Here is a 20796-nt window from a genome sequence, read left to right as displayed (position 1 = left end):
AATGCGGACCGCCGGACCGAGCGGTCGCTCGGTGAGTTCGGGTGTGGGGCTCGCACGCGAAATTCACTCACCGCACACGAAATCGAGCGGATGCAAAATCGAGCGGACGCGCATCCGAGAGGTCCAGAGCGCCCGCCTCCACCGTCGATGGAAGCGACGACAGCCAGCGTATTACCTCACCGCTCGCGGCTCGCACCGACCGCCGTTCGCTCGCGTTCGCGGTTTCGCCGGGCGTGTCGGACGACGATACCGCACCACCCGAACCGTCACCTGCGTCGCTCCCGCTGTTCGAGCCCTTCGTTTCGTCCGGTCGGCTCACCCCGGTTGCTCCCGACGTCCCGTCGGTCGGACGGTTTGTATCGTCCGCCTCGCCGGTTTCGGTTCCCTCGCCGGTCGCGTTCGGTCCGTTGGTTTCGGGGCCAGTTCCCCCGGTTCTTTCGGTCGGTCCGATCGTCTCGCTGGAGTCGTTCACGGCCCGGACCCCGTTCTCGCCCTGGACTCCGTTCGCTCCCGGTCCGCCGTTCCCGCCGGAGCCACCCGCGCCCGCACCGTCGGTGGCGTTCGGCGAGGTTCCGTTCCCGCGATCCGTTCCGCTGACCGGGACGTTTGCCGGCGGTCCCCGCCGGTCGGAGGCGAGCGGTCCGCCGACATCGCCGCCGGTGACGTCGCGGGCGGCCGCGGCGACTTCCGGGCCGGTCGCTTCGCTCGCCCGGTCTCGGACCGCGTTCAGCCGCTCCTCGTCGAGGCCGCGGCGCTCCCTGGCCGCTGCGGGGATGTCACGAGCGACGGCGGCGCTCCGGTCGGCCTCCCGTCGCGCGGTGTCGGCGCGGGCGCTCGTCTCCGCCATTCGGGCCGCGAAGGCCCCCTGACTCAGCTCGCCGGCGTCGCGGCGTTCACGGAGCTCACGCTGTCGCCGCTCGATCGCGTCGAGTCGTCGCTCGGTTTGGTTGATCCGCTCGGCGACCAGTTCGGCCCGCTCGTCGGCGGTCTCCGACCGGTTCAGTCCGATCTCGAACGACCGTGAGTCGACTTCGCCGTCGATCTCGGCGCGCTGGACGCCGATCACTCCGGAGAGCCGCTCGCCCGGGCTGATGTCCGCCGACCGATCCTCCGCGTCGGCCCCGCTCGCCTCGTCCGTCCCGCTCGTCCCGCTCGTCCCGCTCGTCCCGCTCGTCGACACCGGATCGTCCTGCGCGACGACCGTTCCGGCCGGGCCGACCGGTCCGGCCGCGGCGAGACCGGTCAGGCCGACGGCGGCGACGATCACAACGACGGCGACGAGAAGTGCGATACCTCGGTTCATCACGAGAGGGTACGCGACAGATCCGTATATAAATGGATCTCCGTTAAGCCGGATCAACGCGAATTAAGAGGCCAGGAGCGGGTCGTACCGCCGATTCGACAGGTCAATACGACTTCGCGAAGTACGCCGTCCGCTCGGCGTCGTCGCCGCAGATCGCACAGGTCTCGTCGCCGTGATCCTCGCCGTCGCCGTTTTCGCCGTCGCCGTCGTCGCCGTCGTCGCCGTCATCGCCGTGGTCCACAAGCGGATCGTCGTCCTCGAACGGAACCATCACGATCTCGGCGGCCATCGGCTCCTTTATCGGCTCCTCGCACGCCTCGTCGCCGCACCACGGCGTCTTCACGTAGCCCCCGTGCTGTCCGAGGGTGCCGAGGATCCCCGCGCGGTCGTCCGCCTCGCGGACCTCCCCGTCGAGGGTCTCCTCGGCGGCGGCGTACAGTTTCGCGTAGACCTCGTCGAAGTGATCGCGGACCGTCTCGGCGACGCCTTTGCGATCCTCGACGACGCTCTCGCCGTCGGGTCGGTGGACGAGCGTGAGCTCGTCGTCGTCGACCTCGTGCGGGCCGATCTCGATCCGGAGCGGGACGCCGTTGAGCTCGTGTTCGTTGAACTTGAACCCGGGGTTGCGCTCGTCGCGATCGTCGAGCTCGACGCGAATATCCGCGTCGTCGAGGTCCTCGGCGACACCCTCGGCGTACGCCAGCACCTCGCCTTTCGTGTCCTCCTGCCAGATCGGGACGACGACGACCTGCTCGGGCGCGACCGTGGGCGGGAGCACGAGCCCCTGTTCGTCGGAGTGAGTCATGATCAGCGCGCCGAGCGCGCGCCACGAGAGCCCCCACGAGGTCGTGTGCGCCACGCGGTCCTCCTCGTCCTCGTCGGAGAAGGTGATGTCGAACGCCTCGGCAAACGACCGACCGAGGTGGTGTGAAGTCGCGCCCTGTACCGACTTCCCGTCGGGCATCAGCGCCTCCACCGTCGTCGTCGTGTCCGCCCCGGGGAACTTGTCGTGGTCGGGCTTTTGGCCCTTCAACACGGGGATCGCGAGCAGGTCTTCGTACACCGACTCGTACTGGCCGAGCCGAGTGAGCGTCTCGTCCCACGCGCCCTCGTCGGTGGCGTGGGCCGTGTGCCCTTCCTGCCAGAGGAACTCCTTCGTGCGGAAGAACGGCTTCGTCTCGGTCGCCTCCCAGCGCACGACCGAACACCACTGGTTCACGCGGAGGGGCAGGTCGCGGTGACTGCGAACCCACTGACTGATGTACGGCGTGATGATCGACTCGGAGGTGGGTCGGACCGCGAGCCGCTCTTCCAGTTCCTTCGTGCCCGCCTCGGTCACCCACGCAACCTCCGGATCGAACCCCTCGACGATATCCTTCTCGCGTTCGAGGTAGGACTCGGGGATGAACAGTGGGAAGTAGGCGTTCTGAACGCCGGTGTCCTTGAACTTCGCGTCGAGGAACCCCTGCAAGCGCTCCCATATCGCATACGCGCGCGGTCGGGTGACGATGAATCCGCTCATCCCCTCGGGGCCGTAGTCGGCCAGCCCCGCCTTCTGTACGACCTCGGCGTACCACTCGCCGGTGTTGTGTGACTTGGACTCGGTGATCCCGAGCTCCTGGCCGTCGTCGCTCATTATCCACAGACGCGTGGGTCGCGGGCTTAAAACGTCCGAAGCCGCGCGGACGGAGTCCGGAATATCGACCGCCGCGCGTCCCGATCGACCGACGGGAGGCGGTCGTTTCGGATTCCCGGAGTGCGGAGAAACGTTAACCCGGTTCGGGTGCCTACCTCCGGACATGGACCTGTCTGGGCTGCGTCGACACACGCCCGGGACGGTCACCGGGGCGCGCCGGGAGGCGGCCGTGCTGGCCCCCGTCATCGAGCGCGGCGGCGAGGCCCACCTGCTGTTCACGAAGCGGGCTTCGCACCTCGGGAACCACCCCGGACAGATGAGCTTTCCCGGCGGCGGCCGCGAACCGATTGATCGGACCCTGACCGACACCGCTCTCCGGGAGGCGAACGAGGAGGTCGGGATGCGCTCCGAGGAGGTCGACATCGTCGGCCGAATCGACGACACCCGGACCGCCTCCGACTACGCGGTCCGGCCGTTCGTCGGCGTCGCGCCCGACCGCGAGTACGTCCCCGACGAGTCCGAAGTCGCGGAGGTGGCGGTGCTCCCCGTGAGCGGGCTGACCGACTCGGCGAACTACGAGTCCGAGCGTCGGCTTGGTCACCCGGAGTACGGCGACCACCGCGTCCACTATTTCCACGTCGACGGCTACACCGTCTGGGGCGTAACCGGCCGGATGGTCGTCCAATTACTGGAACGCGCCACCGACTGGCGGGTGCCCGACGAGGTGGATCGCACCGTCGCCGCGGACGCGGAGCTCCCGATATAGATCGTCGCAAGCGTGGCGACCTCGCGCGATGCTGCTCGCGGCCTGCCGGCCGCCCGCAGGCGTGCGCCACCGGCCCACAGCGTTTGTCCGTTCGCGATCTTTGCCGTCGCATCAGCAGTTAAATACCCCGTTGCCACGGCGTTCCGATATTCTCACTCCGCCGGCTCGACCGCGAGCCGCACCGTCACCGGCGCTCCGTCCGCAAGCGCGGCGACGAGGTCGCGATCGAGGTCCGCGGCCGCGCCGTCGGCGTCGACGAGTATCGTGCGCTCGTCGTCGGTGTAGTCGCTCGTCCGCCCCACCATCGAACGATCGTCGAGGAGAGTGAGACCGGGATCGCCGCGGCCCGCGATCGACGCACGGAACTCCTCGTCACCGGCGTCGACAACGATCGTCGCCACGATTGTCGCCGTCGGATCCCGGCACGCTTCGCGGAACTCGGAGGAGAAATCACGGGGTGCGCGGTCGGCCTCGACGGCGACGATACAGTCGCCGGCGGGCGTGAGCCAGTCGTCGGTCGTGAACTCGAACGTGCTCGCGTGCTCGGCGGTCACGTGCTCGTGGCCGGATGCGCGGACGGTCTCGACGTGTGGGTCGTCGGCCGCGGCGTCGTCGGCCCCAGTCTCGGCGTCGCTCATGGTCGTCACGTCGGCGGCGGCGAGACAAGTGGGTACCGTCTCGGACCGCGCACCGGTTCCGGCGTCGCGGACGGCTCAGACGTCGGCACCCTCGGCGACCGCGGGGATCAGCCGAGCGGGGTTCTTCGCGAACACGCGACGCATCAGATCCTCGGAGACGTCGAGCGTGAGCACCTCCATCACGCCCACGTTCGGATGCGCGTCCGGCGCGCCGGAGCCGAACAGCACCCGGTCCGGGTGTTCGAGCACGCCCCGTTCGAGGACTTCGCGGTAGCGAACGGCGCTCGTATCGACGTACAACCGATCGTACTCGTCGAGGAGGTCGAGCGTCTGATTCATCAGGTCGGCGTCGAGCGGGTATCCGCCGAAGCTCGCGAGGACGATGGGGAGGTCGTAGTCGAGCAGCTCGCGCTCGACCGCTTCGGGCGGAAACTCCCTCCCGGCGTGGACGATGAGAGGCAGATCGGCGGCCTCCAGGCGGACGAGCACGTCCTCGTTCGGGAGCCCGTCGGCGTGCGGAACGAGCGTGAATCCGTGGAACCGATCGTCGTACGAGTACTGCTCCACGTCGTCCGGGCGCGCGTGGTGGTCCTCGCGCTCCGCGCGGAGGTTCTTGACGGCCGCCAACGGGCCGCTTCCGGAGTCTCGGGGACCGTTGAGCCGCGCGAACGCGACGAACGGACGGTCGATGGAAAGCCGCGCGACCGCGTTGTTCGCGCGCAGGTAGCTCCGCCCGGCAGCGCGACGGCCCGGGCTCGCGACCGCGCGGACCACGCCCGCCTGCAGCATCTCCCGTTCCAGCCGCTCGGGGGAGATGTCCCGGCCGTGCGTGGCGACCGACGACTCGTCCGGATCGAGGGTCACGCGGGTGTCGACGATCCGGAAGTCGTGTTCCAGCCCGAGCATCTACCGACCCCTCTCGGGCGATATGCATGTGCCTGTCGATCTCACGCTCGCCGCTCGGAGCGGCCGTCTGCTTCGTTCACGGTCCCGCCGTCGAGACGATCTTGATCACGTCGCCCTCGGCCAGATCGTGATCCTCACCGATCCGCCGCGAGGAGCGAGCGTCGACCGCGTGGAGGTATCCCTCCCCGATGTCCGTGTGGACCGCGTACGCGAGGTCCGGCGGGGTCGAACCCGCCGGAAGCAGGAAGGCGTCCGGGAGGACGGTCCCGGTCCCGTCGGTCCACTTCGCGGCGTCCTGCACCGGGTACACGGTGATCCGATCGAGCAGGTCGTAGACGGCCGCGTTCAGCGCGGTCTGGACGCCCGTCCCGCCGTGTTCGATCATCGCTTCCCGGATCGCGTTCAGCCCCGCCCGCTGTCCGTCCGAGATCTCGCCGACGATCTCGAAGTCGCCGTCGCCCGGGTCGTAGTCGACGACGCCCGCCTCCGCCGCGCGCCGCAGGGCCAGCTCGCCGTCGGCGGTCGCCGGCACGACTGGCTTGTCCGTGCCCTCGCGGATCCGGTCGACCGCGTCGTCGGGCGCGGCGTCGACCTTGTTGGCGACCACGACGATCGGCTTGGTTCGCCGGCGGATCGCCCGCGCGAGCGCCTCGCGGTCGTCGCCGGTCCAGGCCTTCGGATCGTCGGGGTACTCCAGCCCGCGGAGGACGGTCGTCACGTCGTGTTCGCTCGCGCCGAACCCCGTCAACAGATCCGTGATCGACTCGTCGAGGTCGAAGTCGGGCGAGCGCGACTTCCGCTCGACGCCCTCCCAGTTGCGGTCGACGATCCCGGCGAGCCACAGGTCCATCTCCTCCTCGACGAAGTCCACGTCGTCGAGGGGGTCGTGAGCACCGACTTCGACGGGCTCGCCCTCGGCGTTCGTCGCCCCCGAGGCGTCGACGACGTTCACCACCACGTCCGCGTTCGTCAGCTCGTCGAGGAACTGGTTGCCGAGCCCCTTCCCCTCGTGTGCGCCCGGAACCAGTCCCGCCACGTCGAGCAGTTCGATCGGAACGTAGCGCTTCCCCTCGCGGCAGTTCTCGTTGCCGCAGCGTTCTTCGCGGGCGAGACAGGGACACTCCGTCCGGACGTACGTCACCCCCCGGTTCGCGTCGATGGTCGTGAACGGGTAGTTCGCCACGTCGACGTCGGCCATCGTCGCGGCGGTATAAAAGGTGGACTTCCCGGCGTTCGGTTTCCCCGCCAGCGCGACCGTGATCATGGTCGTGGGTCGCGGCCGCGCGAAAAGCGCCTTTCGGTCGGCTCCGACGACGCTTGGAGTATAAAAAGGACGGCGGCATCACCGACTCGCTGTCGCGGTGGCGTGCGCCTGCGAGCGGCCGACAGGCCGCGAGCAGAATCGCGCGAGGTCGCCGGCGGCGGAGCCGCCGGCTGCCAGAGGCGCTTTGCGCCTCGCTGGACGCCGTGAGCGCCTTTATAAGGCGCGAAGCGGCGAGGCTGGGGAGGTGTGGGGCTGCGGTGCTGTGTGGGGTGGGACTCAAAGGGGCAGTCGCGAGTCGTCGCGGCTGGGGCTTTGGATGTGTTTACCGCACCGCCGCCAGCAACGATCACTTATAAATAATCGACTGGGGCGTTGGACGTATCTTCCGTCGATCCGCCGTCAACACCCATTTAAAATCTCACTTTCGAGCGACGATCCGGAGCACGTCCTCGTCGGCCAGCTCGTGGCCCTTGCCGACCTGCTGGTCGTCGTGTTTCGCGCTGGGGCCCGAGACGCGAGCGAACTTGAATCGCTCCTCGAACTCGCCGCCGATCTTCTTACAGGCGTCGCCGACAGTGTCGCCCTCGAAGAGGACAAGCGGCTCCTCGTAGTCGACGCCGCGCCCGGGTTTGTCCATATAAATACGGATCACGCCAAGCTCCTCCCAGAGGCGCTCTTTGAGCCCGTCGAGGCCGAGCTCCTCTTCGGCAGAGATGAAGATGACGTCGTCCGGATCGAGGCCGCGCTCGCGAAGTTCCTCCTTGACGGTCGGGAGGTAGCTCTTGTCGATGAGATCGGCCTTGTTCACGGTGACCATCGACGGGAGGTACTCGCGGTTGTCCATGACGGCGTCGACCAGTTCGTCGATCGTGAGATCGTGTGGGATCGTCACCTTCGCGTTAACGTACCCGTACTCGCGGAGCACCTGCTTGACGGTGTTCTCGTCGAGGCTCACCTCGTCGCTCATCGTCACGCCGATGCCGTCCTTGTGCGTCTTCCGAATGTTGATGTTCGGCGGTTCCGTGTCGAGCCGGATGTTCGTGTTGTACAGCTCCTCGCGGAGCCGGTCGTACTGCTCGATCTCGAAGACGGAGAGCATGAACACGACCAGATCCGCGGTCCGGACGACCGAGAGGACCTCCTTCCCGCCTCCGCGTCCGCCCGCGGCCCCCTCGATGAGCCCCGGGACGTCGAGGATCTGGATGTTCGCGCCGCGGTACATCAGCATGCCCGGGTTGACGTCGAGCGTCGTGAACTCGTAGGAGCCGACCTCGCTGTCGGCGTTGGTGAGGGCGTTGATGAGGGTCGACTTGCCCACGCTCGGGAACCCGACGAGCGCGACGGTCGCGTCGCCGTGCTTCTCGACGGCGTACCCGTGACCGCCGCCGGCGGAGGACTGGTTCTCCAGTTTCTCTTTTTTCTCCGCGAGCTTCGCCTTCAGCCGCCCGATGTGGGCCTCGGTGGCCTTGTTGTAGGGCGTGTTGGCGATCTCCTCGCGGAGGTCCTCGATCTCGTCCTCCAGTCCCATTGGCGTACAGTCGGCCGCTCGTCTCGTTAAAGGTGTTCTTTCCGACCGACCGAGGCGGCAGAGAGCGGCGTCGATCTCGGATCGACACCTCCTGACCGTCGTGTCGATACTTCGACACGGTTATATTCGAGACGGGAGATCGACACGTACGTCGAATGCCCGATCCGTCGAGTCTCCGTGATAGCACGCAGATCGTTCTCCCCTGCCACGCGCTCGACGGACTTTGTGACCGGCTTCACGAAGAGTTCACGGTCACCGTCGTCGAGACGGACGGGTACTACCGGATCATCGGGAGTCCGGTCGAAATCAAGGCTGCAAGCAATTATCTCGCCCGCAACGGCGTCGCCGTCGCCTGATCGACTTTCGACCGGGACACCACGGTACCCCCGATCGATACCACTCTCGATCGAGATCCACTTCGGACCAGTTTCTCACCGATCTGCTGACGATGCCGATCAGCCGACGATGCCGATCAGCCGACAATGCCGATCAGCCGACAATGCCGACGAGGAGTTGAATCGCGATGACCAGAAGGAACACCAGTCCCGTCGCGAACGAACCGGCTGCGACGCCGTGTGCGTTACCGAGGCCGCGACCGCGGGCGCTAAAGTACGCGCCCAGGAAGACGAAGCCGGTCAACATGAGGCCGACGGCGGCGTAGACGACGGTCAAGAGGCTCCCGGACAGTCCCTCCGGAAGTCCGAAGTCGCCGACAGCGAGGAGGGTAATCGCGCCGACGCCGACGGTTACGGCGATGAACGCGACGGCCCAGACGATCGGTTTCCCGGTGAAATCGCGGAGCGCTCCCGTAACCGCCGCGTACCTGTCCGAGCCGTCCGCGCCCGGTGCGGTGCGTTGCGCGCCGATCCGTGCGACGGCGACGAAGGTGGCCACGACGAGTAGCCCCATTAGTGCCGTGCTCAAGAGCGTGAGTGAAACCATGGTGGTCGTTGTTAGGCGGTCCGTTCGCGCGTACAAATAGTCTTCGTATACTCGGCCCGTTTCCGTGCGGAACATACGCGCGGTTTCGCCGCGGAGCACACGCCCGTTTCAGTGACTGAACGCGTTGGTCATCGATGCGCGCAGCACGTGAGAACACCCCCTTCTGTCCGCGCCGTTCGTCACCGTCGATCCGCACGTATTTCTCCAGTCAGCGGTCGTTAGAGGGGAGTCCCGGCGAGCGTCCTTTGGGACTCCCGTGTATCGCTTCTCGTCGCGCTACACAAGAGCTAAGTGTACCATCGCCAAGGAGGGTACAAGAGCAGAGTGACGAACATGATAGATTCACTTATCCTGCAACAGGGGAGCGACTGGCGCGCGCAGGCGGAGGTCTTCGACGAGATATTCTTCGTCTTTCTCGCGTTAGGTACCCTCATCGGTACCATCGTCGTTGCGTACATGCTGTGGAACGTGTACAAATACCGCGACGACGGTGGAGAGCCGAAAGAGGACTTCGACGCGCCGGTTGTCGGCGAGCTCCCGACGGGACAGGGCGGTCCGAAGGCCAAGAAGCTCTTCCTCTCGTTCGGATTGAGCGCGATCGTCGTCATCAGCCTCGTCGTGTATGCGTACGGAATTCTCCTCTACGTCGAGGAGGGACCGGACGCGGGCGAAGAGGGCGATATCGAGATCCTCGTCGAAGGCTACCAGTTCGGCTGGGAATACGAGTATCCCAACGGGCACACCCAGACCGAGGAACTGATCGTTCCCGCCGACCAGCGGATCGACATCCAAGTGACCTCACGAGACGTGTGGCACAGCTTCGGCTCATCGGAGTTACGGATAAAATCGGACGCTATCCCCGGAGAGACCAGCACCAACTGGTTCTCCGTGAGTTCCGAGGAAGTTGAGGCACAGGGCGGCGAAGCGACCTACACCGTCGAGTGCTTCGAGCTCTGCGGACAGGGCCACTCCGCGATGAAGGGACAGATAACCGTCATTCCGGAAGACGAGTGGGAGGAGTGGTACGCCGGCACCGAGGGTGAGAACGCCTCGCGCATCGACGGCACCGCCGTCGGGGGTGTTCCCGCGTGAGCGAACTCCCGCCGACGACGTCCGTCAAGCGCTGGCTCGTCACGACGAACCACAAGGATATCGGGATCTTATACACGATCACCGCGCTGTTCTTCCTGCTTTTCGGCGGCGTGCTCGCGCTGCTGATCCGCGTCCAGCTGTGGGACCCGGCGAACCAGGTTCTCTCCGGAATGGCGTACAATGAGGCCGTCACCGCCCACGGGCTGATAATGGTGTTCTGGTTCCTCTCACCGTTCGGGTTCGGGTTCGCGAACTATTTCGTCCCGCTACAGATCGGGGCCGACGACCTCGCATTTCCGCGTCTGAACGCCCTGTCGTACTGGATGTACCTGTTCTCCGGCGTGCTGCTGGGGATCAGCTTCTTCCAAGGCGGCACGCTGAGCGCCGGCTGGACGATGTACGCCCCGCTCAACATTCCCATGTACACCCCGAGCATCGGGTCGACCGGCGCGGTGCTCGCGCTCGCGATGTTCGTCATCGGCGTCACCGCGTCGACGGTGAATTTCCTCACCTCGATCCACCACTCGCGCGCCGAGGGGATGGGAATCATGGACATGCCGATGTTCACGTGGTCCATGCTCGCGACGGTGTGGATGATGCTGTTCGCGTTCGCGGCGCTGCTCGCGGTGGGACTCATCCTCGCGTCCGACCGCGTGCTCGGCAGCGTGTACTTCTCGGCGACCGAAGGCGGATCCCTCCTGTGGGGTCACCTGTTCTGGTTCTTCGGCCACCCAGAGGTGTACATCGTGTTCTTCCCGGCGCTCGGCGCGATGTTGGAGCTCTTCCAGACGTTCTCCGGGCGTCGCCTCGTCGGTCGGAAGTGGGTCATCATCGCGATCTGTCTGATCTCGGTTCAGTCGTTCCTCGTGTGGATGCACCACATGTTCCTGACGACGATCAACCTTGAGATCAAGACGCTGATGATGGCGACCACCATCGGTATCTCGCTACCGTTCGACTTGGTGGTGTTCTCGCTGATCTACACCTTGATCAAGGGGCGCATCCAGTTCACGACGCCGTTCCTCTTCGCGTTCGGTGCCCTCCTGCTTTTCATCCTCGGAGGGATCACCGGCGTGTTCCTCGGCGCGATCGTCCTCGACTACGAATTCCGCGGGACCTACTGGGTGGTCGCGCACTTCCACTACGTCATGTTCGGCGGCGCGACGGCGCTGTTCGGTGCCGCGTACTACTGGTTCCCGAAGATGACCGGGAAGATGTACGACGAGTTCCTCGGGAAGATCCACTTCGTGATCTTCTTCATCGGATTCAACGCTGTGTACTTCTCGATGTTCCTCGGGTGGGAAACCCCGCGGCGCGTCTTCGAGTACAATCCCGCGTTCCAGTTCTACCACCAGATCGGGACGATCGGAGCGTTCATGCTCGGATTCTCCTTTTTCATCATGTTCTACAACTTCGCGAAGTCGTACGTCTCCGGGCCCGATGCGGGAGACAACCCGTGGGACTACTCGCGGACCGCCGAATGGGCGATTTCCTCGCCGCCGCCGTTAGAGAACTGGCCGAACCGTCCCTCGTACGCCTCCGGTAAACTGGAGTTCGTCAAGGACTACGTGCCCGACGGCGGCCCCGCCGTGAAGACCGACTCGGACGGCAACGCGGCGACCGACGGCGGTGACAGCCACTCCGAACACATCACGGAGTATCCCTACTGGGACAAGCATCCGAGCCACGCGAGCATCTGGCCGTTCGCCCTCTCGCTGGCGACCGGGTTCTTCCTGTTCGGGCTCTCCGGATTCAACGATTCGCTCGAGTTCTCGATCGGCGAGACGCTCGCCACCACGAGCATCACGGTCGCGAATCCGGTGTATCCCGCTTTCGTCCTTCTCGGAGTGGCGGGAATGATTTGGGCAGGCGTGAAGTGGGGGGTGGAGGACTTCTACGCGCCGCCCAGCGAATTCGCCGAGCGATGGCCGTTCAACGGCGTCGAGAAGGTGAAGCTGGGGATGTGGTTCTTCCTCGCGTCCGACGTGATCGTCTTCGGTGCGTTCATCTCGGCTGCCGTGTTCATCCGGTACAACGCCGGCTGGCGCACGTGGTCACCGCTGACCGAGTCGCTACCCGGGTTGATTAACACGTTCGTGCTGATCACCTCCTCGTTCACGGTGATCCTCGCGCTCGTCGCCGCTCACCGGAACAGCCGACAGGGACTGCTCGCGTCGCTGGGCTCGACGATCCTGCTCGGGTTCACGTTCCTCGGGATCAAGATGTGGGAGTGGCACCACGAGGTCTTCGACCGCGGTGTCACGCTGTCACAGAACGCACACGGCGAGCCGATCCAGGCGTCGATCTACTACGTGACGACCGGTCTTCACGGGATTCACGTGGTCATCGGACTCGTGATCGCCATGTTCCTGTTCTACAGGGCCTACCAGGGACACTACCTGGACGACGAGCGGCCGGTCGAGTACTTCGGACTCTACTGGCACTTCGTCGACATCGTCTGGGTGTTCATCTTCCCGCTGTTCTACCTCTTCTGAGGGCACGGCGGGACCGTCTTGTTTTTTGAGGACCGTCCCGAGTAACGTTCGAACTGACCGCTACGTTCGAGCCGTCTCACTCGTCCAGCGCTTCGGCACACCACTTACAGAAGTCGAGATCCGAGTCGGTCTCTCGGCCGCAGTGCGGACAGGTATCTCCGGTCGGTGTCGTGGAGGTGCGTTCTGCCCTCGCCGCGCTCGCCGTGCTCGACACCGTGTGGTTCCCGCTTTCCTTCTGTTCGTCTCGTGACGCGTTCCCTGACGGCTCACCGCGATCGCCCGTCCGGATGTCGTCAACGGCCGCTGTCCGTCGCTCATGCTCGCGATTGTTCCGGATCGCGACGACGTACGCGTCGACGACGCTGGCGGACACGACGAGCACCGCCGGCGCGATCTCGCCGAGCGGTGGGGGGTCGCCCGCGAAGAGACCCTCGACGGCAGCGTCCGGAACCAGGAAGACGAGCGTCGCGGTGATGACCACGTACCACCCGAACGCGCGCGCCCAGCGCCGGAGGTACGCGTGGCCGAGTCCCGATACCACGAGCGCCAACGCGGCCGCGAGCCACGGGCGTCGTCGACTGCTATCGCTCATGGCCGTCGATACGGGCCCCGGGACCGAGTAGCTGCCCCTCGCTCGGAGCGTTTATGTGGTCGAGACGCCGAGTCGGTGTATGTTCGGCGTCCCGACCGGAGAGTTCCTCATCGGACTCGGCTACGCGGTGTTCGGGGTCGGAACGTGGGTCCTCGGACTGGGTATCGCGTACTTCCTCTATCTCCGCTGGCGCGGGGACGGTCCGCGCGACGGGGACTGACGCGTCGTTCCGGTTCGATCACGCTTTTGCGTGTGCTCCGCCCATCGCCGGTATGACCGACACGGCGCTCGTCATCGGCGGCACGCGGTTCATCGGCCGTCATACCGTCTCCGAACTGCTCACGGCCGGATACGAGGTCGCGATGGTGAACCGCGGGAACCACGGGAACCCCTTCGCCGACGACGATCGGGTGACCCGCGTCGAGGGAGATCGGAAGAACGAACGCGACCTCCGAGCGGCGAAGCTGTCCGTCGAGCCCGACATCGTCATCGACTGCGTGGCCTACCAGCCGGCCGACGTCGAGACCGCTACCGACGTGTTCGCGGACGTCGACGCATACGTGTATATCTCGTCCGGCGACAGCTATGCAATCGAAACGGTTCCGAAACGCGAGGGTGAGACGCCGCTCCGTCCGTGTACGCAGGAGCAGGCGGTCGACAGCGGATCAGACACCTACGGCAATCGGAAGGCGGAGGGCGACCGCGCCGTGTTCGACGCCGCCGAGGAGGGGGTCAACGCGATGGCGGTACGTCCGTGTATCGTCTACGGGCCGTACGACTACACGGAGCGTCTCGATTACTGGATCGATCGCGTGCGATCGTACGACCGCGTCGTCGTTCCGGGCGACGGACAGAACCTCTGGCACCGCGCGTACGTCGAGGACATCGCGAGCGCGCTGCGGATCGTCGCCGAGCGCGGGGATCCCGGCACCGCGTACAACGTCGGCGACAGACGGGTACTCACGTTGGAGGAAACGCTGGAGGCCATCGCGGACGCGGCCGGCACGGACTGCGAGGTCGTACGCGCGAGCGCCGACGCCCTCGCCGCCGGCGGGCTCGAACCCGCCGACTTCGTCCTGTACCGCGAGTATCCACACCTGCTCGACACCTGCGCGCTCGCCGACCTCGGTTGGGAGTCGACGCCCGTCGACGAGGCGATGTCGCGGACGGTGACGGAGCACCGCGACGCCGAGCGCGACGGCGGCGAGTGGGACCCCGGTCGCGATGCGGAAGAGCGCGTTCTCGGCGTGAAAGAGACGCTGTGATACCGTCCGGCGCGGCTCAGTAAGCGGCGTCCCAGCGGGACGGCTTCCGCCGGTTCCCGCAGTCCATACACTCCATCCGGTCCATCGTGTCGATAGCGATGTCGGTCCCCTCGCAGTTTCCGCAGAAGTACCCGTATCGCCGCTCCCGATCCTCGTCAACGTAGGCGACGTAGAACGGGGCGGACGATCCGCGCTCGCTCTCGTCGAAGGCGACGTACACGGTTCTACCGTCGTCGGTTTCGACGACGCCCTCGGAGATGCCGGTCAACCGGCTGATCTGCTTTCTGTACTCCCGTTCGTCGAACGTCCTCTCGCCGATGTCCACGGACCGCTCCCCGACGAGCTCGTAGCCCTCGCCCTCGTAGAACGCGGTGCCGGCCTCGTTGGCGACGAGTACGCGCGCCTCGATGCGATCGACCTTCGCGGCGCGGAGTTCCGACTCGACGCGGTCCAAGAGCGCGGAGCCGATTCCCGATTCGCGGTGGTCCGGGTGGACGTGAAGCCAGTCGATCTCGCCCACGCGCTCGCGCCGACCGACGACGTAGCTCTCGGCGAACCCGACCACCTCCCCGTCGACGAGGGCGACCGGGCACACGGTGTCCTCGTCGTCGATGTCGGTATCGAGGTCGGCGGGGTCGTACCACTCGTCGACGGCCTCGGCGAGCAGCGCCTCGTCGACCGCGTGGCCGTACGAGGCGAAAAGCGATTCGCGGGCGACCGATCGGATCGCGTCAATGTCGTTGGTCGTTGCGGTACGGAGTTCCATACCACGGTGTTCACTCGGAACTACAAAAAACACGCCCGAACCCGTCAAATATACCGCCCGGTTCGGTGACTACAATTCGATTCGGTGAGCGACGCTTGGCTCGGTGAGCGACGCTTGGTTCGGTGAGCGACGCTTGGTTCGGTGATTGCCCCTCGGTACGGAACTCGCTGGCGTCGATTACGAGATGGAGTACGTCGCTGCGGCCATCAGCAGCATGGTCAACGCCAGCGCGAGCGACATCACGTAGGTCAGAGAGCGGTTCTCCCACCGGAGGTGCTGGAAGTACGCGACGATGAGTAGGGTCTTGACCGTCGCGATCACCATCGTACCGCCGAGCTGCTGCGCGTACGTGAAGTTGAGAAAATCGGCCTCGAAGAGAACGAAGTTGAGGGTGGCTGCAACTAGGAGCGCGACGTATATCGCCGAGTACAGTTTGACGGAGTCGGACGACATTGCTTGCCTGTTCCTTCGTCCGGGTGCTTAAAGAATTAACCATCGGAACCGACAGCCGAGGAACCTGCGCACCCAAAGATCGACCCGGAGATCGCCCCGGAGACACCCAGATATCGCCCCGTGATCCATCCCGAGATCGACTCCGAAATCGCCACGAGACGGCTTCGGGGATCCACCCGAGATCCTCCCGAGTTCGACCCCGAAACGCATATCCGCTCGACGCGCCGAGCACACGTCGGTCGCAGACAGCCGACCGGACCTACCGTGGACCCGCTCGAACCGACGGACGACCTGCTCGAATCGCTGTACGTCGTCAACAAGATCGCAAAGCAGTTCGCCGACGAGGCGACCGCCGCCTACGAGCGCGGCGACGTCACCGAGAGCAACGTTCGTTCGGCGCGCAAGGACGCGCTGTACCGAACGAAGACGGCCGTCCTTTCTCGCGTCGTCGCCCACGATTCGTCACACGTTACCGGGGAGTATCACGCCATCAACGGTGACGTCTGGCTCTTCCTCGCGGTGGGCGACTGGCGGTTCCACCAACCCCCCCACGCGATCGGGAGCGGCCTCACCGACGAGATCGATATCGCGAACGAGCGGTCTGAACCAGTCGACGCTCCGTACGTCCGCGACTCGTCTGTCGACCGCTCCGATCGAACGCTCGAAGAGGCGCTCTCGCGGCTGGCGGACGCGGGTGTCAACGCGAACGATCACCTCGCGCGGCCGACCGTCACGAGCGAGCACGACCGGATCGTTGACGTGCGGTGGTCACACCTCCCGTAGCGGAATTCGGCGGCGTTAGCTCTCGACGACGTCGATCGCGCCGATCATCCCGCTCGTTTCGTGCGGCAAGCAGTAGTAGAGCTGGATACCGGCGTCGTCGAACGACTGCTCGAAGGTCGCGCCCTCGTCGTCGACGGCGTCGCCGCTCTCGAAGTCGGATGCGGACTCCTCCGCGGAAACGACGTTGTGCGCGCCGCCCTCGCCTGTCCACTCCCAGACGACGGTCGTTCCCGAATCGATCCGGATCGCCGCCGGATCGAACGCGAAGCCCACGTCTCCCGCACCGACGCTGACGGTGACCTCGTCCTGCCTGGTGTAATCGTCGATGGTGCCGTCGTACAGGCGAGCCTCGCCGGCGGAGAGGTACTCGTCGATCTCGCTCGGGACGTCGTCGAGAGCTTCCCCGCCGTCATCGCCGCCGTTCCCGCCGTTCCCGCCGTCACCACCGTCGCTGCCGCCGGAACAGCCGGCGAGCGTTCCGAGCGTCAGCGCGGCCCCGGTTCCGGCGACGTACCGCCGTCTGGACAGTCTGTGAGACATCGTTGATCGTAGGGGGTCGAGCCTTACAAACCCCTTGACGACTCTCGGAATGTGAGACCGTTTCGCGGCGGATCGGCGTCCGTCTCGGATCGTTCGGAACCCGTCTCGCGGCGGTGGAACGGTGCTCGGTGACGACCCGCCGTCGGCGACTTTATCGGCGGTGAAACCGTATGTCGGCGCATGCGAGAGGACGAGCTCGCGGCGCGCGTCGTCGACCACTACGCGGCCGCCCACGGCGACCCCGAGATACGGCTGGAGGAGCCGTACGACGCGGACGGACGCCGCGGGGTCGCAGACGTGTACGTTCGTCTCCGGACGCCGGAGCGGGTCGACCACGTCATCGAACTCAAGGGCGATGCCGCGGTTCGGCGCGCGACCGGCGCGAACGAAGTCCTCCGGCAGTACCGACGGATGGAGCGGTACTTCCATGCCGATTCTTCTCACTCCATCCGACCCAAGCTCGGCCGGACCGAGCCTGGGGCGCGCTACCTGCTGTGTTTCGCTCCGACGCCGACGTGCGTGCACCACGTCGCCACGCATCGATCGCTGTACGGTTCCGTCGACGTCGCGGCCCGCGTCGACGACGTGCCGGCGGTCCGAATGGTCGCGTTCGTCACCGGCCTCGACGGTGACCCCGTCGACCTCGGGTTGGTCTCAGTGAATGGCGACGCGCCGTTCGGTTCCGAACCGTTCCTCGACGCGGTTCCGGACGGCTCTCGATTGGCAGAGAGCATTCGACGAGTCGACGACGACGTGATCGGCCCGGCTTCGCCGAAGTGATCGCCGTCGCAGCTATCCCGACTGGATCGGAGCGGCCGGTCCGTGACGCCGCCGCCGTCGGCCGACTACCGGCCACGACGAATAGGCTCGTCGGAACCGGCGGGCGGTCCCCGAAGGGTTGCCTTTATCTGCGCGCCGGGCCAACAGAGGCGTAATGCGAACACCGACTGGCGACCTCTCCGACGGACCGGCCGAGGAGTTGGGCCGCGACCAGCCCGTCTTCGGTCCGGAGCTCGGCGAGTTCGAACACAGCGAACGCCGCGCGGCGCAGGCCGACGGCGAGGGCGAGATGAAGACCGGGACGACGACCGTCGGCATCCGAACCGCCGACGGCGTCGTCATGGCGACGGACATGCGCGCCTCCATGGGCGGAATGGTCTCCTCGAAGGACGTCCAGAAGGTCGAGGAGATCCACCCCCGCGGCGCGCTCACCATCGCCGGATCCGTCTCCGCCGCGCAGAACCTCATCTCGACGCTCAAAGCCGAGACCAGCCTCTACGAGACCCGTCGCGGCAAGGACATGTCGATGGAGGCGCTCTCCACGCTCACCGGGAACCTCCTGCGAACGGGTGCCTTTTTCATCGTCCAGCCGATCCTCGGCGGCGTCGACGACGACGGTGCCCACATCTACTCCATCGACGCCCTCGGCGGAACGACCGAAGAGGAGTACACCGTCACCGGCTCCGGCTCCCAGTACGCCCTCGGCGTGCTCGAACAGGAGTACCACGACGAGCTCACCGTCGACGAGGCGAAAGGCGTCGCCGCCAAGGCGATCCAGTCCGCCGTCGAGCGAGACCTCGCGTCCGGAAACGGGATCAACGTCGCCGTCGTCACCGACGAGGGCGTCGACATCACCCGCTATAAGGACTTCGACGACCTGCTGTAGACGCTCCGCTCCCGTTCGTTCTTCTTGTCACCTCGTTCGATCAGGCACGCCGATCCGCCGCGTTCTCGGGCGGCGACCGGATCCCGTCACCCCAGTAGAATCGCGGACCGAGGAGGAGGTACCCGCACGCTAAAAACAGCAGCGCGAACGCGAACCCTTCGCCGATCCACGGCGGGAGGGCGGACGTGACCATGTGGCCGGCCGGCGTGAGGATCACGGCCGCCTGCACGACGCCCATAACGAGCGCGTCCTGCGCGTGGAGATCCGGGTAGGTGATCGTCGACCCCATGAGCACGGCGAAGGCCGCGGTGGCCGCGACGAGCAGCGCCGGCGAGGTATACCCGGCGATGACCGCCGCGGCGAGGACCGTCGCGGCGAGCGTCGTCGGCACGCCAACCGTCTCCCGATCGTCGCTGTCGTAGGCGGTGTACATCCCCAGACGAGCGACCGCCATCGCGACGAACAGCGCCCCGGCGGCGACGCCGACGGCGACGAACGCCGGATCGCTCTCGAACGACCGCGCGTCGAGGACGAGGAACGCGACGAGTCCCGCCGGGGCGACGCCGAACGACGCGACGTCGGCCAGCGAGTCGAGGTACGGGCCGGCGTCTGTCGACCCCCGGTGGCGGGCGACGACGCCGTCGAGCCCGTCGGCGACCGCGGCGAGGAGGATCAGCCGGGCGGCTACCTCGACATCGATCGTGGCGGCGACGACGGCGAGGAAGCCAACCGCCGCGTTCGCAACCGTCACCGCGTCGGCGAGCCCGAGCCGCTCGACGAACCGCAGATACATACCGGATCGGTCGACGAGCCGGGTTTTAGGGTTTGTTATCCGCGGAGGGTGGACGAGTCCGACAGCTCGGGAGGATATCGGAGCGGCGATCCGCGGCGATCCGGCAATTCGTCTGCTCGCGGCGACGCGCCCGTCGGGCGAAGTATTAAGCGTCGGATGGCCCAACTCCGGGTATGGATACGATTACCCTCCAAGCTGGCCTCGGTTTCGGCCTGGTGAGCATCGGCTTGCTCTTTTTGCTGCTGGTGATCATCACGCTCTGGCAGTCGTTCGAGATCGTCGACGCCTACGAGAAGGAGACGCTCACGGTGTTCGGCGAGTACCGGAAGCTGCTCGAACCGGGCATCAACCTCATCCCGCCGTTCGTCTCGCGAACGTACGCGTTCGACATGCGGACGCAGACGCTCGACGTCCCTCGTCAGGAGGCGATCACGCGGGACAACTCGCCGGTGACGGCGGACGCGGTCGTCTACATCAAGGTGATGGACGCGAAGAAGGCGTTCCTCGAAGTTGACGACTACAAGAAGGCCGTCTCGAACCTCGCACAGACCACCCTGCGGGCCGTCCTCGGCGACATGGAGCTCGACGACACGCTGAACAAGCGCCAGGAGATCAACGCGAAGATCCGCAAAGAGCTGGACGAGCCGACGGACGAGTGGGGGATCCGCGTCGAGAGCGTCGAGGTCCGCGAGGTCAACCCCTCGAAGGACGTTCAACAGGCGATGGAACAGCAGACTTCCGCCGAGCGTCGGCGGCGGGCGATGATTCTCGAAGCGCAGGGGGAACGGCGCTCCGCGGTCGAGCAGGCGGAGGGGGACAAGCAGTCGAACATCATCCGCGCGCAGGGGGAAAAACAGAGCCAGATCCTCGAAGCACAGGGGGACGCCATCTCGACCGTTCTCCGCGCGCGCTCCGCCGAGTCGATGGGCGAGCGCGCCATCATCGAGCGCGGCATGGAGACCTTAGAAGAGATCGGCAAGGGCGAGTCCACGACGTTCGTTCTCCCCCAGGAACTCACCAGCCTCGTCGGCCGGTACGGCAAGGCCCTCTCCGGCTCCGACGTCCAGCAGATGGAGGGCTTAGAGAGCGGCGAGTTCGACGAGGAGACCCGGACGATGCTCGGGCTCGATAACATCGACGAGATCCTGGGCCAGATCGACGAGGCCGCCGAGATGGACGTCGAGGAGCTGGAGAAGGAGGCCGAGGCCGTGAAAGCCGGAGACGCCGGCGCGAACATCAAGTCAGCCGACGAGGTCATCCAGGAGATGGACGACGAGAGCGCAGGCGGCGAGGACGTCGCGGACGGCGAGGTCGAACGCGAAACCTGATCCGGCGAAAATCGACTGCTGTCCGGGGTATTTCCCCCGA

Annotated in this window: 22 protein-coding genes; 10 read left to right on the top strand and 12 right to left on the bottom strand. The window is 66.1% G+C overall.

Going from position 1 to position 20796, the window contains the following annotated elements; translation table 11 throughout:
* Positions 1-67: 67 nt before the first annotated feature.
* Complete coding sequence (locus tag ACFQEY_RS01870) at positions 68-1303, bottom strand: DUF7096 domain-containing protein (protein ID WP_379764239.1); 1236 nt, start codon at positions 1301-1303, stop codon at positions 68-70.
* A gap of 103 nt (positions 1304-1406) precedes the next feature.
* Positions 1407-2939 (bottom strand): proline--tRNA ligase, encoded by a 1533-nt coding sequence (gene proS / locus ACFQEY_RS01865; RefSeq protein WP_379764237.1) that lies wholly within the window; start codon positions 2937-2939, stop codon positions 1407-1409.
* Between the two features lie 163 nt (positions 2940-3102).
* Here proS and ACFQEY_RS01860 point away from each other — a divergent pair, with 163 nt between their 5' ends.
* Positions 3103-3705, top strand: coding sequence for an NUDIX hydrolase (locus ACFQEY_RS01860; RefSeq protein ID WP_379764235.1), 603 nt, complete (start codon positions 3103-3105; stop codon positions 3703-3705).
* A 152-nt stretch (positions 3706-3857) separates the two neighbouring features.
* Here the strand turns inward: ACFQEY_RS01860 and ACFQEY_RS01855 are convergent, their stop codons facing one another.
* From ACFQEY_RS01855 to ACFQEY_RS01840, 4 genes are all read right to left on the bottom strand, one after another.
* Positions 3858-4343 carry a DUF371 domain-containing protein gene (locus ACFQEY_RS01855; RefSeq protein WP_379764233.1) on the bottom strand — a complete coding sequence of 162 codons (486 nt, stop codon included), beginning with the start codon at positions 4341-4343 and terminating at the stop codon, positions 3858-3860.
* Positions 4344-4418: 75 nt separating this feature from the next.
* Complete coding sequence (locus ACFQEY_RS01850) at positions 4419-5249, bottom strand: amidohydrolase family protein (RefSeq protein ID WP_379764231.1); 831 nt, start codon at positions 5247-5249, stop codon at positions 4419-4421.
* A 76-nt stretch (positions 5250-5325) separates the two neighbouring features.
* Positions 5326-6513, bottom strand: coding sequence for a redox-regulated ATPase YchF (locus tag ACFQEY_RS01845; RefSeq protein ID WP_379764229.1), 1188 nt, complete (start codon positions 6511-6513; stop codon positions 5326-5328).
* 418 nt (positions 6514-6931) lie between these two features.
* The gene (locus ACFQEY_RS01840; RefSeq protein ID WP_379764227.1) at positions 6932-8041 is read right to left on the bottom strand and encodes an OBG GTPase family GTP-binding protein; all 1110 of its coding nucleotides are present in this window, start codon (positions 8039-8041) and stop codon (positions 6932-6934) included.
* A 155-nt stretch (positions 8042-8196) separates the two neighbouring features.
* Here ACFQEY_RS01840 and ACFQEY_RS01835 point away from each other — a divergent pair, with 155 nt between their 5' ends.
* Positions 8197-8397: a VNG_1110C family protein gene (locus ACFQEY_RS01835; RefSeq protein ID WP_379764225.1), complete on the top strand. Its 201-nt coding sequence runs from the start codon at positions 8197-8199 to the stop codon at positions 8395-8397.
* 133 nt (positions 8398-8530) lie between these two features.
* On the opposite strand, the gene ACFQEY_RS01830 is transcribed toward ACFQEY_RS01835, so the two are convergent.
* Positions 8531-8950: a hypothetical protein gene (locus tag ACFQEY_RS01830; RefSeq protein WP_379764223.1), complete on the bottom strand. Its 420-nt coding sequence runs from the start codon at positions 8948-8950 to the stop codon at positions 8531-8533.
* Between the two features lie 366 nt (positions 8951-9316).
* Here ACFQEY_RS01830 and coxB point away from each other — a divergent pair, with 366 nt between their 5' ends.
* A complete protein-coding gene (gene coxB / locus ACFQEY_RS01825; protein ID WP_379764221.1) occupies positions 9317-10075 on the top strand; it encodes a cytochrome c oxidase subunit II in 759 nt (252 codons plus the stop codon).
* On the top strand, positions 10072-12570 hold the full coding sequence (locus ACFQEY_RS01820) for a cbb3-type cytochrome c oxidase subunit I (RefSeq protein WP_379764219.1): 2499 nt from the start codon (positions 10072-10074) through the stop codon (positions 12568-12570). The genes coxB and ACFQEY_RS01820 overlap by 4 nt, the downstream gene beginning before the upstream one ends.
* 76 nt (positions 12571-12646) lie before the next feature.
* Here ACFQEY_RS01820 and ACFQEY_RS01815 read toward each other — a convergent pair whose 3' ends face one another.
* Entirely contained in the window at positions 12647-13162 is a 516-nt protein-coding gene (locus ACFQEY_RS01815) for a DUF7575 domain-containing protein (protein WP_379764217.1), read from the bottom strand.
* Between the two features lie 79 nt (positions 13163-13241).
* Between ACFQEY_RS01815 and ACFQEY_RS01810 the strand changes: the two genes are divergently transcribed.
* Positions 13242-13382, top strand: a complete 141-nt coding sequence (locus tag ACFQEY_RS01810) for a hypothetical protein (protein ID WP_379764215.1) — start codon at positions 13242-13244, stop codon at positions 13380-13382.
* 52 nt (positions 13383-13434) lie between these two features.
* Positions 13435-14427 (top strand): NAD-dependent epimerase/dehydratase family protein, encoded by a 993-nt coding sequence (locus ACFQEY_RS01805; protein WP_379764213.1) that lies wholly within the window; start codon positions 13435-13437, stop codon positions 14425-14427.
* Positions 14428-14443: 16 nt separating this feature from the next.
* On the opposite strand, the gene ACFQEY_RS01800 is transcribed toward ACFQEY_RS01805, so the two are convergent.
* Positions 14444-15193, bottom strand: a complete 750-nt coding sequence (locus tag ACFQEY_RS01800) for a GNAT family N-acetyltransferase (RefSeq protein ID WP_379764211.1) — start codon at positions 15191-15193, stop codon at positions 14444-14446.
* Between the two features lie 177 nt (positions 15194-15370).
* Entirely contained in the window at positions 15371-15646 is a 276-nt protein-coding gene (locus ACFQEY_RS01795) for a cytochrome C oxidase subunit IV family protein (protein ID WP_379764209.1), read from the bottom strand.
* Positions 15647-15910: 264 nt separating this feature from the next.
* On the opposite strand from ACFQEY_RS01795, the gene ACFQEY_RS01790 reads away from it, so the two are divergent.
* Positions 15911-16429 carry a hypothetical protein gene (locus tag ACFQEY_RS01790; RefSeq protein ID WP_379764207.1) on the top strand — a complete coding sequence of 173 codons (519 nt, stop codon included), beginning with the start codon at positions 15911-15913 and terminating at the stop codon, positions 16427-16429.
* Positions 16430-16444: 15 nt separating this feature from the next.
* On the opposite strand, the gene ACFQEY_RS01785 is transcribed toward ACFQEY_RS01790, so the two are convergent.
* Positions 16445-16969, bottom strand: coding sequence for a halocyanin domain-containing protein (locus ACFQEY_RS01785; RefSeq protein ID WP_379764206.1), 525 nt, complete (start codon positions 16967-16969; stop codon positions 16445-16447).
* A gap of 180 nt (positions 16970-17149) precedes the next feature.
* On the opposite strand from ACFQEY_RS01785, the gene ACFQEY_RS01780 reads away from it, so the two are divergent.
* A complete protein-coding gene (locus ACFQEY_RS01780; RefSeq protein ID WP_379764204.1) occupies positions 17150-17749 on the top strand; it encodes a hypothetical protein in 600 nt (199 codons plus the stop codon).
* A gap of 154 nt (positions 17750-17903) precedes the next feature.
* On the top strand, positions 17904-18635 hold the full coding sequence (gene psmB / locus ACFQEY_RS01775) for an archaeal proteasome endopeptidase complex subunit beta (protein WP_379764202.1): 732 nt from the start codon (positions 17904-17906) through the stop codon (positions 18633-18635).
* A gap of 40 nt (positions 18636-18675) precedes the next feature.
* Here the strand turns inward: psmB and ACFQEY_RS01770 are convergent, their stop codons facing one another.
* A complete protein-coding gene (locus tag ACFQEY_RS01770) occupies positions 18676-19428 on the bottom strand; it encodes a protein sorting system archaetidylserine synthase (protein ID WP_379764200.1) in 753 nt (250 codons plus the stop codon).
* 173 nt (positions 19429-19601) lie between these two features.
* Here ACFQEY_RS01770 and ACFQEY_RS01765 point away from each other — a divergent pair, with 173 nt between their 5' ends.
* A complete protein-coding gene (locus ACFQEY_RS01765; protein WP_379764198.1) occupies positions 19602-20756 on the top strand; it encodes an SPFH domain-containing protein in 1155 nt (384 codons plus the stop codon).
* The last annotated feature ends 40 nt before the right edge of the window (positions 20757-20796 follow it).

Origin of the sequence: Halorubrum trueperi, assembly GCF_042662525.1 — an archaeon.
Taxonomy (GTDB): Archaea; Halobacteriota; Halobacteria; order Halobacteriales; family Haloferacaceae; genus Halorubrum; species Halorubrum trueperi.
This window is presented reverse-complemented; position numbering and strand designations above follow the sequence as displayed.

Bases quoted from the DNA above. Each gene is read 5' to 3' on its own strand.
- ACFQEY_RS01870 (WP_379764239.1), bottom strand. From the start codon at position 1,303: ATGAACCGAGGTATCGCACTTCTCGTCGCCGTCGTTGTGATCGTCGCC.
- proS (WP_379764237.1), bottom strand. From the start codon at position 2,939: ATGAGCGACGACGGCCAGGAGCTCGGGATCACCGAGTCCAAGTCACAC.
- ACFQEY_RS01860 (WP_379764235.1), top strand. From the start codon at position 3,103: ATGGACCTGTCTGGGCTGCGTCGACACACGCCCGGGACGGTCACCGGG.
- ACFQEY_RS01855 (WP_379764233.1), bottom strand. From the start codon at position 4,343: ATGAGCGACGCCGAGACTGGGGCCGACGACGCCGCGGCCGACGACCCA.
- ACFQEY_RS01850 (WP_379764231.1), bottom strand. From the start codon at position 5,249: ATGCTCGGGCTGGAACACGACTTCCGGATCGTCGACACCCGCGTGACC.
- ACFQEY_RS01845 (WP_379764229.1), bottom strand. From the start codon at position 6,513: ATGATCACGGTCGCGCTGGCGGGGAAACCGAACGCCGGGAAGTCCACC.
- ACFQEY_RS01840 (WP_379764227.1), bottom strand. From the start codon at position 8,041: ATGGGACTGGAGGACGAGATCGAGGACCTCCGCGAGGAGATCGCCAAC.
- ACFQEY_RS01835 (WP_379764225.1), top strand. From the start codon at position 8,197: ATGCCCGATCCGTCGAGTCTCCGTGATAGCACGCAGATCGTTCTCCCC.
- ACFQEY_RS01830 (WP_379764223.1), bottom strand. From the start codon at position 8,950: ATGGGGCTACTCGTCGTGGCCACCTTCGTCGCCGTCGCACGGATCGGC.
- coxB (WP_379764221.1), top strand. From the start codon at position 9,317: ATGATAGATTCACTTATCCTGCAACAGGGGAGCGACTGGCGCGCGCAG.
- ACFQEY_RS01815 (WP_379764217.1), bottom strand. From the start codon at position 13,162: ATGAGCGATAGCAGTCGACGACGCCCGTGGCTCGCGGCCGCGTTGGCG.
- ACFQEY_RS01810 (WP_379764215.1), top strand. From the start codon at position 13,242: ATGTTCGGCGTCCCGACCGGAGAGTTCCTCATCGGACTCGGCTACGCG.
- ACFQEY_RS01805 (WP_379764213.1), top strand. From the start codon at position 13,435: ATGACCGACACGGCGCTCGTCATCGGCGGCACGCGGTTCATCGGCCGT.
- ACFQEY_RS01800 (WP_379764211.1), bottom strand. From the start codon at position 15,193: ATGGAACTCCGTACCGCAACGACCAACGACATTGACGCGATCCGATCG.
- ACFQEY_RS01795 (WP_379764209.1), bottom strand. From the start codon at position 15,646: ATGTCGTCCGACTCCGTCAAACTGTACTCGGCGATATACGTCGCGCTC.
- ACFQEY_RS01785 (WP_379764206.1), bottom strand. From the start codon at position 16,969: ATGTCTCACAGACTGTCCAGACGGCGGTACGTCGCCGGAACCGGGGCC.
- ACFQEY_RS01780 (WP_379764204.1), top strand. From the start codon at position 17,150: ATGCGAGAGGACGAGCTCGCGGCGCGCGTCGTCGACCACTACGCGGCC.
- psmB (WP_379764202.1), top strand. From the start codon at position 17,904: ATGCGAACACCGACTGGCGACCTCTCCGACGGACCGGCCGAGGAGTTG.
- ACFQEY_RS01770 (WP_379764200.1), bottom strand. From the start codon at position 19,428: ATGTATCTGCGGTTCGTCGAGCGGCTCGGGCTCGCCGACGCGGTGACG.
- ACFQEY_RS01765 (WP_379764198.1), top strand. From the start codon at position 19,602: ATGGATACGATTACCCTCCAAGCTGGCCTCGGTTTCGGCCTGGTGAGC.